We start from the raw sequence: 15,192 nt of genomic DNA, 5'->3' as shown, positions 1-15,192 counted from the left end.
TCAGGTTATTCGTACAACATCATCATCCCAATAGCGCCCGCGTGGGCGTTGGGCGCTGTGGGATTTGTAAGAGTTCTTTTGTAAGGGTTTTGCCTCAACGCCTTGCTGTGTGTGCCGCCCCGTGGTCGCTATCTTTTTTATAGCTGCTCGCGCCGGTTCTGATTGGGCTGACGGTCAATTTCATGCTCAAAATCGGCTAATTTTTGGCTGTGCAGAGCTTTTTCGGCTGGTTTTCGCCTACTTCGCGTCGCTGTACACCGTGGCGCGCGAAACGCCCATGTGCGCGGCGGCTATCTCCGCGCCGCGGCGAATCTCCAGGTAGCCCGCTTTCCTGAGGTCTTGCACCAGCTGCTTGCGGTCTGCCGGCTTGAGCGAGCGTGAGGTGGTGGCGCGGGCCGCGGCAAATTCGTCAATGCACTGTTGTATGCGGTCGGCATTGGCGGCGTCCAGTGTTTCGGTGACGGCGCTGCTTTCAATGGCGGTGAACTGCGACATCGCCGCCTGGAAGCCGTTGAACAGCGTCAGGTCCACGTTCAGGCAGATCGCCGCCACATACTCGCCTTCTTCATTGCGAATGCCCACCGACGTGCTCTTGACCTTGCGGCCGTCGGCAAACTGGTTGGCGTAGTTGGCGATCACCGCGGGGTAGTCCGGGTCCTGGATGCGCGCCAGGCCCAGCTCGGTGGCGGGCTGGCCCAGGCGGCGGCCGCTCAGGTTGTTTTCAATCGCCAGGATCGCGTTCTTCGGGTGTGTCAGGTCATGCACCACCACTTCGCAAAACGGCGCGAACGTTTTGCCCAGGCCTTCGGCAATGTTCTTCAGCTCGGCGAGCAAATGCTTGTTGCTGGGCGTGTTGCTGGGGTTTTTCATGGTGCGCGGCCTCCGGCGAGTCAGGCGATTCGAATTTCAGACAAATTGTCCAGGCGGCCATCGTATCGCACCACGCGGCATTTGTTGAACAAAAGGCCGGGCGCCCGTGCGCGGCAGCCGGACACCACGCGCAAGCAAATTCCTACACAGAGCCTGCCCGGCCTCCTGCAACGCACGGCCGCTACAGCGGCGAAAGTACAACGCTATCTGCCGCGGCTTGCTGGTTTGCTAATTCCTATCTTCGCGGCGTCTGTTCCCCCATACCGAATCAACCCGTCAACAACCACCCCTTCAAAGGAGGCCCTCATGTTGAACCGATTGAACCGATCGAAATTCAAACTCAGCAGCGTGGCACTGGCCGCCGTGGCCGCTTCTGCCCTGGCACTGGCTGCCCTGCCCGCCACGGCCCAGACCAGCACCACCGCAGGCACCTCAACAGCGGCAGATGCCGGCAAGCTGGCCCGTGCCGACAAGGGCATGCTGGACGACCTGGCCCAGGCCAACATCGCCGAGATCGAAAGCGGCAAGATGGCGCTGGAAAAATCGCAGAACGCCGAGATCAAAAAATTTGCGCAGCAAATGATTGACGACCACAACAGCGCCCTGGCCGAAGTGCAGGCACTGGCCCGCGCCAAAGGTGTGACCTTGCCCGACGGCCCCGGCGTGATGGCCAAAACCAAGGCCACCGCAATGAAGGCCTTGTCGGGCAACCTGTTTGACACGGAATACGCCAAGCGCGCCGGTGTGGGCGACCACGAAGCCACCATCAAGCTGCTGACCAAGATCCAGAAGGACGCCAAAGACGCCGACCTGAAGGCGCTGGCCGGCAAGATGCTGCCCAAGGTGGAAGCCCACCTGGAAATGGCCAAGGCCGTAGTACCGACCAAGTAAGCCGCCAAGTAAGCCAGTCATCGCGGGCTCTTGCCCGCGTCCTGGGTTTCCCCTTTTTTTTTAGGAAGACGCTATGTCAATTATCTGGACCATCATCATTGGCTTCATCATCGGCTTTGTCGCCAAGTTCCTGATGCCCGGCCGCGACCCTGGCGGCTTCATCATCACCGTGCTCATCGGTATTGCGGGCTCATTCCTTGCCACCTACCTGGGCGCGGCCATGGGCTGGTACCAGCAAGGCGAAACGGCCGGCTTCATCGCCGCCGTGCTTGGCTCCATCGTGCTGCTGCTGGGTTACCGCCTGATCGCCAAGCGCTGAGCAGGCCGAAAAAGAAACGCCAGCCAGACGCCCCGGTGCATTCACGTGCACCGGGGCGTTGTGCTGTGCGGCTCACGCGTGGGTGACTTGCGAAAAAAGTTTTAAACCTGACCGCAACGCCGCTGCCTGGGCCGCCCTTTTGCAGGCCCGCCGCGCCTGAGAGTGACGTGCGCAAATTCCCTCTTGAAATTTTTTTGGCAATTCCTACATCCTCTTCCCGGGCGCCGGAAGCCGCTTTTTTGGGGGTTTTCCAGCGCACTGATGTTCAACCCGTATGGAGGTTTTCGCCATGTACCGATCGTTATTTCCGCGCGACATGTTCGCCGAACTCGATCGCCTGCAGCGCGACGTGCAGCAGGCCTTCGATCTGTCTCCCAGCATTCGCGGCTTTGGCCGCAGCAGCTTTCCCGCCTTGAACATTGGCGGCACACCGCAAACGATAGAGGTGTATGCCTTTGCGCCGGGCATTGACCCGAAGTCGCTCGACGTCAGCCTGGAGCGCGGCCTGCTCACCATTGCCGGCGAGCGCAAGACTGAACTGCCCGAAGCGGGCGCGCAATCGACCCTGCACATCAATGAGCGCTTTGCCGGCAGCTTCCGCCGCGTGCTCACCGTGCCCGACGACGCCGACCCCGACGCCGTGAACGCCAGCTTCAAGGACGGCCTGGTCCACATCACCATCCAGCGGCGCGCTTCAGCCCAGCCGCGCCGCATCGCCATCCAGTGAAAGGAGGCAAGCCATGAACTACGCCAACACACAACAAACCGGCGGCAACAGCGGCGCCGCACGGAGCAGCGGTAATGGAAGCGCCAACAACGGCAGCACCACCGGCCGCAGCATGCAAACCGGGCAAGCAAACGAAGTGGCGCAGAAAGACACATCGCGCTACGCCAATGGCGCGCTGACGCCGCCCGTCGATGTAATTGAAGACAGCACCGGCATTACGCTGTATGCCGACCTGCCCGGCGTGCCGCGCGACAAGCTGCACCTGCAGGTAGAGGCCGACACGCTGACGATTGATGCCGAGTCGGCCCTGTCTGCGCCCGAAGGTTTGCAGTCAACCCACACCGAAGTGGGGCTGGGCCGCTTTCACCGCGTGTTCACGCTCAGCAAGGAGCTCGACACCGAGAAAGTCAGCGCCGAACTCGCGAACGGTGTGCTGAAGCTGCGCATACCCAAGGCGCAGCACGCACAGCCCCGGCGCATCGAGATCAAGGCAGCTTGATCGCGCTCCCCGCACGACCGCGCCGGCCTGCTTACTTGGCCGGCACCGGCGTGCGCTGGGCCGGGTCATAGAAGAACGTTTCTTCGGCAATGCGCTCGCCTTCCCAGCGCTGGTAAGCGAGTTCTTCCATGCGCATGGTGCTGCCGTCGGCCCACACAAAATTGAACACCCAGCGGATGACGACCTTGTCACCGCTGATAAACACCGGCCGCACGCAGGTTGACGTGACCGACTTCACGCGCGCCATCACTTTTGCCTCACCCTCCACCAGCTTGTCGCGCCCACGGCGCGGCGGCTGCTGGTTCTCTTGCATAGTGGCGTCAGGCGTGTAGAACTCTTCAATCGCTTCGGTGTGCGCGTTCTGTTCAACGCGGGCAACAAAGCGGTCTACGGTTTCAGGCGTGGGCATGCGGGTTTCCTTCGCTTGTTTGGCTGTTGATGCGCTTCGGCTTTCGCGGGGTGCGCGGACCAAGGCAGATGAAACCCAAGTGTTGCACGCTGCGGCTTTTGCCGCAGGCAGCCCCCTGTAAACGTGCTTCGCCGATCAAAACCCGGCGGATAATCCCGATGGGTCTGTCGGCAAGCAGCACCGCGCGCCGGCATTCTCCAGGCAGGTACATACAAATATATTTCCTTGGAGGGAAACATGATGACTTCAGGACTGAAAATTCTCGTCGCCCGGTTTGCCATAAGTCTGTTGCTGGCCATTGCCGGCAGCCAGGCCATGGCGGCAGGTTCATTGGCCATTGACACCCTGCAGGGTGAAAAGTATGGCTTTTCATTCAACCACCCCAGTTCGGACCTGGCCGACCAGCGCTCTATCCGCGAATGCGGTACTGACTGCTCCATCGTGCTGCGCTTCGCCGGCCAGTGCGGCGCCTATGCCGCCGACCAGGCCAAGGGATCCAACGCGTATGGCTGGGGCACCGGCACCACCAGCGCCAACACCCAGGCGCGGGCCATGGCGGAATGCCGGGACAAGGGTGGTTCCAGCTGCAAGGTGCGTGCATGGGGCTGCGACGCCGTCAAGGCGTCTGCCGAAACACAGCCCACGCCCCAGGGCAACAACAAGGCGGCCGGCGGCGGCTTTCCCATGATGGGTGAGTGGCTGGTCGACTATGTTTCGAGCACGGGTTACACCGCCAACGGCACCCTGCGCGTGAGGGAAAACCTTGGCAACGGCAGCTACCGCGGCGTGCTGGTGCTGGGCTTTGCCAACAGCGACGGCGAGTCCAAGCGGGTGCAGCAAGACGCAATGATTACCGTGCGAGGCGAAACCGTAACACTCAACGGCAGCAACCCGGTGTACCTGCTTGGGACCGGCAAATACAACGCCGACAACTACACCCTGAACATCGGCAGCCAGAACCTGCTGCGTGGCCAGAATGCCGACGCCAAGGGCGCCGGTGGTGCTGTGGTGATTAGCCGGAAGTAGAGCCCCCACGCTCCCCCACTGCGAGCCTGCGGCGGGTCCCTGCCCCTTGCACGGAAAAAGGGCTGCCCGCCTGCGGCCTCCTCGAGGGGCAGGAAGCTACACGAAGTGAGCGACCGTGGGGCTAGTGCTTCGCCTCAACCAGCGGGTCCGCATGCCTGTGCACCAGCTTCCAGGCATCGCCTTCGCGCCTGAACACCTCGGTTACCCGCAGCTTGTTCGCCACGGGCTCTGGCTCACCCTTCATGCGGGCCTGCGCTTTTTGAATGCCCGTCCAGAAGGCAACGGTATCGCCCGCCGCCATGTCGAGAATTTCCAGCTGGGTCGTACTGCCCGCCTCAAACCGGCCGGCATCTTGCTGGTAGCGCGACCACACTTCCTGCGTGCCCCGCACCACCCCGCCGCCCGGGCTCATAAAGGTGGCCGGTGACTCCTGCGCCACGACACGCCCCAGTGGCGCCGCGTCGCCACTGACATACGCGGCTGCGACCTGCTGCCGCTCTTTCATCAAGGTTTTGAAGTCTTGCTGCTGTTTGCTCATCTTGTCTCTCCTTAAAAGGACAAGGTAAGCCTGGTGCGCGGGGTACGGCGTAGGACAAGGGATGACGAGGCAAGCGGAAATTTGCCCTCCAGGCTATTTGGTGGGGATTACTTAGGAACCGCCTACGTTTGAATGTCTCGCATGAACAAGCACCCTCGACAAAGTTTTTTGAGAAACTCGTAGTCGTCTTAAGACTAGCAACTCTGCATGGAGAACCTGAATCTTATTATTTAGAAGTCCATTTGCCAAGAGCGCTAAACAGGCGGGGTACCGCTTCAGAATAGGCTAAAACGACGTTGCTAGTGCGAACATTCCGATCGACCTCATTCAATTTCATATCTCTGTATCGCTGTTCGTTGGTGATCCAATATGCACGCAACTGGTCGGCGTCCAATACCCGACTGAATGATCCCAGATCCGGGACGAAATCTTGCGCTCCAGGGCTACCGAACAGTCTTTCAAATCCGAGAAGCATGTAATCCACAAAACACTCCGCATTGGATGCCGCGGCATCCAATGCGAAGCACACTCCGAAAAGATACTCACTCATCCAACGCTTGATCTCATGGTTGTCTTTCGTCCCGGAAATATCGTAATACCCACATCCGACTCCGGAACTGATGATGTCGTTCGACAACTGGTATATACAAAAACTCTTAATTCGTGATCGGGCTAAATCCGCGACTTCATTGACTTGTTGTTGAGTAACTGTTCCATCGGCCAGCTTGCTGTTCAGGTAGGAACTTCTGGTGCCAACTAGTTTTTCTACTGACAACTTGTCCACTTCAAGAAGAAAGTTTTTCCCACTATCGATGTAATTTCGGCGAAACAGAGAGAAGGCTTGCTGGGAAGCAATTCGCATCTGATGTCTTGCAATCTCTGAAGTCAGCCCTGCTATTGGCGCATTGGCATTCTCATAGAGTGCAAGCGCTCGTGAAATATTGAAAGTGTGACCACCTCTGTCTGCACAGCATTGAAGCCGAAAAAGAAGCATGTCGAACATGCCAAGAGGGCCGCGTTCGATTTCAGCCAAGCGCCGGAGAATTCCTGAATGCTCAAATGGACCAAGGCCAAGAATCCGATGCGCGATTTCGGCTATGTTTTCAGGTGTATTCACCCGTCGACCCGACGAATCACCACCCCAACCAGCATCTTCAACAATTTTGATCAGGACATAGGGCAAGTTGTCCCGCGCACCTAACCCAATTTCTGGCAGTTCAAGGTGCGAATACTCAGCAATCGTCTTGAGAATATGGTCTATTAACAAAGGGCCAATCTCAGCCGGTGCCTCGTGTGCGGTGTTCGCCAGGATGCTCCAAAATTGGTCTTGAAGCGACTCTCCATTGGTAATATCGAACTCCGATTCAGCCAAGATACCCGCAATCGGTGTTCCGGCGTAAAGCTGCTTTTTCTTCTCGGCCAAGTATCGCAAGCCATCTTTCTTATTCGTCTTTGCTACTCTTACTATCGCGTGAATGTAGCGCTCCAGATTTCTTTCTGCGTTTCCTGCTAAACCATTGAAACAAGCGAAGGAAAGAATCTGGTCTTCGGTAACTTTCCCATGCACATCCCTCAACCGAGAATCAACGCCGAAAATCTTGTTTAGTAAAAATGCCTGTGGAATAGAAAGGCTCGGAAGCAGCTTAGAGTACTCATCGGTATTGCAATAAAGTCGTCCTAAATTTTTGTCATTTTTCGACATTCTGATTGAGAACGGTCCATTCCTCCCATTCGTTTCCGAGTCGTACACTTTTCTGAAAGTATCTGGGAAATTAAGATATAGAAGGAGCAAGTTCAAAAGATCCTCCCCAACTAGATCGCTGCTGGAAATGTCGATCTTCTCAAGCTCAAGAATCAGAAGTGTGTTGATGACACGTTTGATCTTGCGAATATCCCCGACCAATGGGAGATAGTCCGGATAATCGTTGCTCGAAAAAATGTTCTTGAGTGCCGAAATTGCATTCTTAACTTGATCGATCTTCTGAGGGCTCATCGCGACGTTTTTCGCCAGCGCCGTATCAAAGTCTCGAGTAACGTAGTTAAGCATCGCTTGCGAATCAATGAATAGGCTGAACTTGACGTTCACGTACTTTTCCAAAAACTCGCGGATTTTTTCGGCGTCGCCCTTGTCACTGCGAAGGCCAGCCAAATTCAGTGTGTCGTAGCAAAGAACGAAATTTACGTAGGGTAGATCGAAGGTCGTTCGAATGGCAAATAGCACCTCCTTGACCGATCCAAGGTCCAGACGATCTAGGTCATCTACGATGACAATGATTCGAGTTCTCGCTGAAGCTAAAAGCTGACGCAAGTCCGCCAGAGTGTCCTCGATAGTCTCATCACTAGGCTTTAGGGAAACCTTCAGTCCCAGAATATTGATCTCGTCCTGCCCGACCAAGCGCGCGTACCGATTCAGGATGGGGTCAATTTCAGGAAGAAAAACCTTCTGATTTATTGCTTTTACGAATCCGTCAATAAACTTCCGAACGAGTTTTTCCTTATCCTCAAAGCGCAGCGGTTCGAAGTCATAGACTACCGTGCTGCCATGTTTTTCCCAGGTCTGTCTACAGACATTAACGAATGACGACTTTCCAGTTCCCCATGGGGAATCTAACCCGAAGATTAAGCTTGCCGGAGACCGCTCATTCATTACATTGAGCGCAAATCTCTTTGCCATTTCCCCTATTCCGAGCCCATCTTCGATGTCTTTAGTAATCGCCCGATCGTCGATTAATGCTGAACGCCCCTTGAACTTGGCAAGAAATAGTATGACTCTTGCTCGGATCGAACCTACAAAGCCAGTAAACGTGAGGAGTACTACTGAGTAAAGCGCGAGACCCGGTGGAATAGCTCGGAGGAACGCTTCATATTCTTTAGGTGCGAACATGACCCAGAAATATCCACCAACGCCACCCGTGATTCCAATCACCGCAATATCTGCGCGTTTGCTCCGCAACAATCGCCCTGCCGAAGAGTAGGCTCCTCTCTCCCATAAATGCAGACCACCCAAAAAACCTACGACGGTGACAACCAATATGATCGTTAGTGGGTCGAACTTTGCGGTGTAGGTGATGTAAATCGACTGCCCAACAAGCATTGCCACTCGCCACAGTTCTACGCTAACAAAGCAAAAAATGGCCGCGAAAAAATATACGCGAAAAATCGCAATGCTTGGATTTCCTCTTTCACGCAGGGCTGTAAGTACACCTTTCCATTTCGTGGGAGTAGGGCCGGCGGCTTGATTTGGATCCTTGGAAAAATGGATTGATGCCATTGGCCTCCCTTGGCTGCGCGCAGTCTAATTAATATCATCTGAAGTTACTATAAAAAAGTAGGGATGTGCGGAAATGTTTGAGCTGATGCGAGAGACTGGCGTGGCGAGGATTTTCACCAGACTTTTGCACGCTCCACGTCGTCTCCGACCTGCGCATAGCCAGCACCTGGCGCGGTCCAACCTTTCCTACCGGTGGTGGTGACCTCACTCAACGCGCGCTGCGTCAGCGGCCGATAAATCCCGGCCGCTGCGAGTGCGCTTTGCGCACCGCTGTGGCCACGCGTGCGACGTCGAGCCGCTAAAACCAGCAACAGGCTGACGGCAACGCATCAAATGGTAGATTCGGAAAAAGCCCAGCCCCGGGCCGAATAAAAACAACCCATGAACAACAAAACCAAGATCGCCCTCGCCACAGCCGGAGGAACCCTGTTACTGGTAGTGGCCACCGCCATCGTCATTACCCTCGACTCTGACCGCAGCAAGAAAGACGCACCACCGCCTGCCGCCGCTCTGGCCGCAGCCCCACTCGACACCAGCAAAATCCTGACAGGCATGCAAGACCTGCTGGCCAGCTACCGAAAAATCATCGTGCTGTTTGCCGATGAGAAGAAACTGGGTGCGGGTGAACGGGCCATGGCCAACCAGGTGGGGCAGGGGCTGTTTCATGACAACCGTGCGCGGGTGGCGGAGATTGAGGCGCAGCTGGCGGCGCTGGTGGCTTCTGGCAGCGCGCAGCGCTTTGATGCGATTGCGGGCATCCTGGACTATGTGGAAAGCGACAAAAACCTCTTTGACGCGGACCGGCTGGCTTTTCGGGAGCTGCTGCGCAGCCTGCAGGCCAGCGTGGCGGCTGATTCGTCACTGCCGGCCATCAAGCTGCACAAGCGCATCGGTGAAGACCTGGACGCGCTGGTTGAGATTGAGCGCAACTACGAGAAAGAAATTCGCCTGGTGTTCGGCCGCTTTGAGCCGCGTGCGATTGAGCTGAAGCGTGAGCGCTGGGAAGACTATGTTGCCAGCCTGAAGAAGCGCTACACGCGCGAGCAGATTTTGAAAGACTTTGGCGTGGTGATGCCTTACGCGCTGCCCAAGCCCACCACGCGCAAAAGCAAGGACGAAGAAGAGGGCGAGGTCTTTGGCTACAGCCTGCCACCCAAGACCATCGTGCTGACGTTTGACGACGGCCCGCACGGCGTTTACACCAATGAGATTGCAGCCATCTTGAAGCAATACAGCGTGCCGGGCATTTTCTTTCAGGTAGGCAGCAACCTGGGCACGGTGGCCGCAGACGGCAAAACCAAACTGGGGCCACGCGCAGACATCAGCCGCAAGCTGCTGGAGGCCGGCCATACGCTGGCCAACCACAGCATGACGCATGCACAGCTTTCCAAGCTCAATGGTGCGGGCCTCAAATCAGAAATGCTGGGCACTGATGAATTGCTGAAAGCGGTGGATGCGCGGCGTTCGCCGCTCTTTCGCTTTCCGTATGGCGCGCGCAACGACGAAGGGCTGGACGTGTTGTCGGCCGCGCACCTGCGCTCAGTGATGTGGAACATTGATTCGCTCGACTGGGCCGACCCGGTGCCCAGCTCGATTGTGGAACGCGTGCTGAAGTCGGTAGAAAAAGAAGGCCGCGGCATTGTGCTGTTTCATGACATTCATGAACGCACGGTGAAAGCACTGCCGGGCATTCTGGAACGCCTGGTGGCCGACGGCTACCAGTTTGCGAGCTGGGACGGCAGCGGTTTTGCCGTGGCCAAGGGCGCTGGCGTGGCGCCCGCCCCGCAGGCGGCCAACCCGGGTTACAGCGACTCGTGGGCCATTGTGATTGGCATTGACGACTATGCCAGCTGGCCCAAGCTGCAGTACGCGGTGCGCGACGCGCGTGCCATTCGTGAAACGCTGATCCAGCGCTTTGGCTTTGCCGCCGACCACGTGATCTCTTTGGAAAACCGCGAGGCCACACGCACCGGCATATTGGCCGCCTTTCATGACAAGCTGGCGCACAGCGGCATGAAAAAGAACGACCGGCTGTTCGTGTTCTTTGCCGGGCACGGCGCCACACGGCAGCTGAGCTCGGGCCGCGATTTGGGTTACATCATTCCGGCAGATTCAGACCCGAACAAGATCGCGACGGACGCGGTGCCGATGACGGAGCTGCAGAACATTGCGGAAAGCCTGACAGCCAAGCATGTGCTGTTTGTGATGGACGCCTGCTACAGCGGGCTGGGCCTGACGCGCGGCGCGGGCTCTGGCAACTTTCTGCGCGACAACGCCAAGCGCCTGGGCCGGCAGATGCTGACGGCCGGCGGCGCCGACCAGCTGGTGGCCGACGGCGGGCCGAACGGGCATTCGGTGTTTACCTGGACGCTGCTGCAGGCCATGGGCGGCAAGGCCGACCTGAACGGCGACGGCCTGATCACCGCGACCGAGCTGGCCGCGTATGTGGCGCCGGCCGTGGCGTCGGTGTCGCGGCAGACGCCGGCCTTTGGCAGCCTGCCGGGCTCGGAAGGTGGCGACTTTGTGTTTGCGCTGCCGGCAGAGGCGGAGTTTTTGAGCGCGCAGACGAGCCAGTTGTCTGTCGATGCGATTGCGCTGAACAGCAAGCTGGATGCCACGCGCCCGCCCGCTGCCGCGCCGACTGCTGGCAGCGATGTGCCGGTGGCGGCACCGCCCACGGCAACCGTGGTGGTGAAAGACCTGCAGGGCGGTGAACAGAAGATCACCACACCGCTGGCGGTGCCCAGCTCTGCACGGCAATTGGCCCAGCGCGCCAATGACCGCGGCCTGCAGCTCTATAAAGAAAAGCTGTATGCCGAAGCCGAAGCCCAGTTCACCGAAGCGCTGAAGCTGCGCCCCGACTTTGCACTGGCCGCCAACAACCTGGGCTTTGTGTATTTCAAGCAAGACAAATTCAAGGAAGCGGCGCGCTGGTTTGAGAACACTGTGAAGATGGACCCTTCGCGCGCGATTGCCTACCTGAACCTGGGAGACGCCCATGCACGGGCGGGCGATGGCGACAAGGCGAAGAAGGCGTTTCGCAATTACCTGGAGCTGGCACCGAACGGGCCGGGCGCAGCCCATGCGAAACAAGAGCTTGAGAAGGCCTGAAGTCGCTTGAAGCTGGAGTAGCCCGGCGCGATTTGGCGATACTCTGCCTATGACCCCAACTTCCCAGGCCGCTCACGCAGTTTCCCGCCTGCGCACCGCGCGGCTGGCGCGCGCCTCCAAACCGTTCCTGGCCCGTGGCGGCCCACGCAATGTGCGCTGCGCCGGTTGCCGCCTGATGCCCAGCCACTGCATGTGCGCCCTGCGCCCCAGCGTGCCCACGCGCGCGGGTGTGTGCCTGGTCATGGCAGACATCGAGGCGCTGAAACCCAGCAACACGGGCTGGCTGATTGCCGATGTGGTGGCGGACACGTTTGCGTTTGAGTGGGCGCGCACCGAGGTAGACCCTGCGCTGCTGGCGTTGCTGGCGGATCCGCAATGGCAGCCCTACCTGGTCTTTCCCGGTGAGTTTGTGGCGGCTGAGCGGGTGGTGGCAGATGTGTTGCCTGCCGACCCGACTGATGGCACAAAGGGCAAACGCCCGCTGTTTGTGCTGCTCGACGCGACGTGGCCCGAAGCACGCAAGATGTTTCGCAAAAGCCCCTATCTCAACCACTTGCCGGTGCTGAGTTTGCAGAGCGAGCAGCTTTCTCGCTACAAGCTGCGCCGCTCGCAGCGCGACACGCACTTTTGCACGTCTGAAGTGGCCGCCCTCTGCCTGGAGCTGGCCGGTGAAACGCATGCGGCGCAAACGCTGGAGGCTTACCTGGATGTGTTTACCAACCGCTATTTAAAAGCCAAGCAGCAGCAGCCGCTGGATCTGGAAGATGCGGCGCATGCGCAATTGCGCAAGCTGGCACACCCCTGTTGAATAAATGGCACACCCCTGTTGGGGCTCACTGCGTGTAGCCCCCTCTCCCCTTGCAGGGGACGGGCGCCTTGAGGCCGGCAAAGCCGGACCGCGGCCCCCGCTGGTGAATAACTCGCAGTCGTTACTTCGCCGTGCGCTGACGTACCGCTATAGTCCCACCCCATGGATAGACCCCCTTACCTGCGCAAGCGCCGGCCGGCCCCTGACGAAAGCGAAGGCCTGCTGTGGCGGCTGGTGGCTGCGCTGGTGGCGGTGCCGATATTTGAGGTTTCGCTTTACCTGGGCCTGTACCTGATTCTTTCGCCGCGCAGCCTAAGCCATCTTTTCATGGCCATCCCCTTATGGGTGCATGGCGTCTACGCTGGCGCGGCCGCGCTGGTCGGTTTGCTGTTTGGCTTCAGTGGCATTACCTGGCTGCTGGGCCACCTCTTCATGACGCACCATGAAAACGAACGCAACCGGCTGGTAACGGCGCTGCTGTGGGGCGGGCTGGCGGGGCTGGCGTTTGTGGCTTCGCGCTTTGTGCCTTAGTGCCTTGGTCCGCGCGCTGACATCTGCTTGCATTGAGCGCGGCGCCGCTGGGCAACCGCTGTAATACATTCACTGCCTTCATCACCCTTTCATCACCACCTGGATACCCATGCGCCCAAGCTCCCGGCCTCTTTGCACCACGCTTGCCACCTTCGCCCTCACCCTGCTGCCGCTGGCCGGCGCGCTGGCTGTTACCCCGGCTGAACAGCCGTATGTTGGTGGCTACACGCAGGGTTCGGTCGATTCGCGTGCGCAGCTGATGCTGCTGGACGACAACACGTTTTGTTTTAGTTTCATGGGCGGCTCGCTCGACATGCTGGCCGGCGGGCGCTGGAAGGCCGAGGGCAACGGCGTGCGCCTGCAGGAGGTACGGCAAAACGGCTCCGTCTTCCCCGTCTTTGGCAGGGCGGTGCTGCCTGAGAAAGGGCCCGTGGAGTTTGACTTTCACGGCCATTCGCTGTCTCGCGCGGTGTCGGTCGCGTTTGCCACGGGCACTGACGAGACCTTGCCCACCAGCCTGCGCCGGCTCTTCAAGGACGGCCACAACGGCTGGTCTTCCAGCTACAAGCTGCCGCCCATGCCGGCGGCGCAGGTGCGCTACTTTTATATCGCCGACGCGGAAGTGGATGCCAACGGCCAGCCCAAGCAGCTGCGCGTGGTGCAGTACCGGCGCGGTGACGCGAACACGCTGCGCGTGGGCTACAACCCGGCGTTTGGCAACCCGCCGCTGAACCAGCTTGCCACGCTGAAGGATGGTGAGGTGCTGCATGTCGACGGCAGCCGCTTTGGCCCGCGCAAGGAGTTGCCGGAAAAAGCCCTGGAAAGAATACGCTCGGCCTGCATACGGCCCGCGCTGGCTGAGCCCAAACGCCCCAGCGAAGAAGAAGCCGCGGAGATAGCGGCCGGACGCGCGACGTCCGTGAAACAGCCGCCGCTGGTGCCTGTGAAAACTTTCTATCTGCCGCTGACGGCCCTGCAGGGCGCGCCTTACTTTTCTGACGACAAGTAGGCTGGCTGTGTTCCTGCGGCGGACGCGACTCGCTACTAAATTGATAGCTGCTCGTGCACGTTCTTATTGGTCTGCGGCCACTTTTGATATTTGAAAACCGCCCAACAAGGCTGCATCCATCGCCCGGGCCGCTGCCGCGCACCGAAGCCCGGTTATTGATACCGGCGCAACCAGGGCACCCGCTGTAATACATTCATTGGCTTCAACCCCCACCGGACTCACCGCCCATGCGCTCCATCTCCCAGCCTCCTGGCACCACGCTTGCCGCCTTCGCCCTCACCTTGCTGCCGATGGCCGGTGCGCATGCGCTGACCGCGGCTGAAAAGCCTTATGTGGGTGGCTACACGCAGGGCTCTGTTGATTCGCGTGCGCAGCTGATGCTGCTGGACGACAACACCTTCTGCTTTACCTTCATGGGCGGCTCGCTCGACATGCTGGCCGGTGGGCGCTGGAAGGCCGAGGGCAATGGCGTGCGCCTGCAGGAGGTTCGGCAGAACGGCGCGATCTTCCCGGCCTTTGGCAAGCAGGTGCCTGAGCAGAAAGAGACTGTGGCGTTTGACTTTCACGGCTATTCGCTTTCCAACGCAACGTCTGCGGTGTTTGCCACTTCCGGCAACGACGCGCTGCCCACCACGATGCGCCCACTGTTCAAGTCAGACCAGAGCAACTGGTCTGACAGCTACAAGCTGCCGCCCCTGCCGGCGGCGCAGGTGCGCCACTTTTATATAGGCGACGTGGAAGTGGACGCCAACCGCCAGCCCAAACGGCTGCGCGTGGTGCAGTACCGGCGCGGCGACGCGAACACGCTGGCCGTGGGCTACGACCAGTCGTTTGGCAACCCGCCGCTGAACCTGTCTGCCACGCTGAAGGGCGAGGTGCTGCACGTAGACGGCAGCCGCTTCGGCAAACGCGACGAGCTGCCGGGCGAAATCCTCGAAGGTATACGCGCTGCCTGCATAAGGCCGGCGCTGGTGCCCGGCGCCAAACGCCCGGCCGAAGAGGGCAGCGAAGAAGAGGCTCAGGACAAAGCCGCCGCAGCCTTGGGCAAGGTGGTGGTGCGCAATGCGCCGCTGGTGCCGGTAAAGACTTTCTATCTGCCGCTGACGGCGATGCAGGGCGCGCCGTACTTTCCCGGCACGGAAAAGTAAATCCAAGTCACATTGGCTGCACGGGATAGCCGCAC

15 protein-coding genes are annotated in these 15,192 nt (G+C 59.2%); 10 read left to right on the top strand and 5 right to left on the bottom strand.

Annotation, left to right across the window (positions count from 1 at the left end; all coding sequences use genetic code 11):
* Positions 1-237: 237 nt before the first annotated feature.
* Complete coding sequence (locus AC1DWQ_RS16130; RefSeq protein WP_477670553.1) at positions 238-870, bottom strand: helix-turn-helix transcriptional regulator; 633 nt, start codon at positions 868-870, stop codon at positions 238-240.
* Positions 871-1,176: 306 nt separating this feature from the next.
* Here AC1DWQ_RS16130 and AC1DWQ_RS16125 point away from each other — a divergent pair, with 306 nt between their 5' ends.
* The 4 genes from AC1DWQ_RS16125 (at position 1,177) to AC1DWQ_RS16110 (ending at position 3,306) form a co-directional block, all read left to right on the top strand.
* A complete protein-coding gene (locus AC1DWQ_RS16125; protein WP_477670552.1) occupies positions 1,177-1,761 on the top strand; it encodes a DUF4142 domain-containing protein in 585 nt (194 codons plus the stop codon).
* 73 nt (positions 1,762-1,834) lie between these two features.
* Positions 1,835-2,080, top strand: a complete 246-nt coding sequence (locus AC1DWQ_RS16120; protein ID WP_457282025.1) for a GlsB/YeaQ/YmgE family stress response membrane protein — start codon at positions 1,835-1,837, stop codon at positions 2,078-2,080.
* Between the two features lie 289 nt (positions 2,081-2,369).
* The gene (locus AC1DWQ_RS16115; protein ID WP_477670551.1) at positions 2,370-2,807 is read left to right on the top strand and encodes an Hsp20/alpha crystallin family protein; all 438 of its coding nucleotides are present in this window, start codon (positions 2,370-2,372) and stop codon (positions 2,805-2,807) included.
* Positions 2,808-2,919: 112 nt separating this feature from the next.
* Positions 2,920-3,306 carry an Hsp20/alpha crystallin family protein gene (locus AC1DWQ_RS16110; protein ID WP_477670746.1) on the top strand — a complete coding sequence of 129 codons (387 nt, stop codon included), beginning with the start codon at positions 2,920-2,922 and terminating at the stop codon, positions 3,304-3,306.
* A gap of 31 nt (positions 3,307-3,337) precedes the next feature.
* Here the strand turns inward: AC1DWQ_RS16110 and AC1DWQ_RS16105 are convergent, their stop codons facing one another.
* Positions 3,338-3,715 carry a nuclear transport factor 2 family protein gene (locus tag AC1DWQ_RS16105; RefSeq protein ID WP_477670550.1) on the bottom strand — a complete coding sequence of 126 codons (378 nt, stop codon included), beginning with the start codon at positions 3,713-3,715 and terminating at the stop codon, positions 3,338-3,340.
* Positions 3,702-3,926, bottom strand: a complete 225-nt coding sequence (locus AC1DWQ_RS16100; RefSeq protein WP_477670549.1) for a hypothetical protein — start codon at positions 3,924-3,926, stop codon at positions 3,702-3,704. The genes AC1DWQ_RS16105 and AC1DWQ_RS16100 overlap by 14 nt, the downstream gene beginning before the upstream one ends.
* Before the next feature lie 26 nt (positions 3,927-3,952).
* Here AC1DWQ_RS16100 and AC1DWQ_RS16095 point away from each other — a divergent pair, with 26 nt between their 5' ends.
* On the top strand, positions 3,953-4,741 hold the full coding sequence (locus AC1DWQ_RS16095) for a DUF4189 domain-containing protein (protein ID WP_477670548.1): 789 nt from the start codon (positions 3,953-3,955) through the stop codon (positions 4,739-4,741).
* Between the two features lie 121 nt (positions 4,742-4,862).
* Here AC1DWQ_RS16095 and AC1DWQ_RS16090 read toward each other — a convergent pair whose 3' ends face one another.
* Together AC1DWQ_RS16090 and AC1DWQ_RS16085 are read right to left on the bottom strand one after the other, a co-directional pair.
* Positions 4,863-5,279, bottom strand: a complete 417-nt coding sequence (locus tag AC1DWQ_RS16090; protein WP_477670547.1) for a YybH family protein — start codon at positions 5,277-5,279, stop codon at positions 4,863-4,865.
* A 226-nt stretch (positions 5,280-5,505) separates the two neighbouring features.
* Positions 5,506-8,550, bottom strand: a complete 3,045-nt coding sequence (locus AC1DWQ_RS16085; RefSeq protein WP_477670546.1) for a KAP family P-loop NTPase fold protein — start codon at positions 8,548-8,550, stop codon at positions 5,506-5,508.
* 381 nt (positions 8,551-8,931) lie between these two features.
* Between AC1DWQ_RS16085 and AC1DWQ_RS16080 the strand changes: the two genes are divergently transcribed.
* The 5 genes from AC1DWQ_RS16080 (at position 8,932) to AC1DWQ_RS16060 (ending at position 15,157) form a co-directional block, all read left to right on the top strand.
* Positions 8,932-11,661, top strand: coding sequence for a polysaccharide deacetylase family protein (locus tag AC1DWQ_RS16080; RefSeq protein ID WP_477670545.1), 2,730 nt, complete (start codon positions 8,932-8,934; stop codon positions 11,659-11,661).
* A gap of 49 nt (positions 11,662-11,710) precedes the next feature.
* Positions 11,711-12,469, top strand: a complete 759-nt coding sequence (locus AC1DWQ_RS16075; protein ID WP_477670544.1) for a tRNA-uridine aminocarboxypropyltransferase — start codon at positions 11,711-11,713, stop codon at positions 12,467-12,469.
* Between the two features lie 162 nt (positions 12,470-12,631).
* Positions 12,632-13,000: a hypothetical protein gene (locus tag AC1DWQ_RS16070; protein WP_477670543.1), complete on the top strand. Its 369-nt coding sequence runs from the start codon at positions 12,632-12,634 to the stop codon at positions 12,998-13,000.
* Positions 13,001-13,109: 109 nt separating this feature from the next.
* The gene (locus AC1DWQ_RS16065; protein WP_477670542.1) at positions 13,110-14,009 is read left to right on the top strand and encodes a hypothetical protein; all 900 of its coding nucleotides are present in this window, start codon (positions 13,110-13,112) and stop codon (positions 14,007-14,009) included.
* 227 nt (positions 14,010-14,236) lie between these two features.
* Positions 14,237-15,157, top strand: a complete 921-nt coding sequence (locus tag AC1DWQ_RS16060) for a hypothetical protein (protein ID WP_477670541.1) — start codon at positions 14,237-14,239, stop codon at positions 15,155-15,157.
* The last annotated feature ends 35 nt before the right edge of the window (positions 15,158-15,192 follow it).

It is taken from the genome of Polaromonas sp. P2_G11 (genome assembly GCF_056403595.1).
The sequence above is the reverse complement of the archived record's forward strand: the minus strand, read 5'-3'. Positions and strand labels throughout refer to the sequence as shown.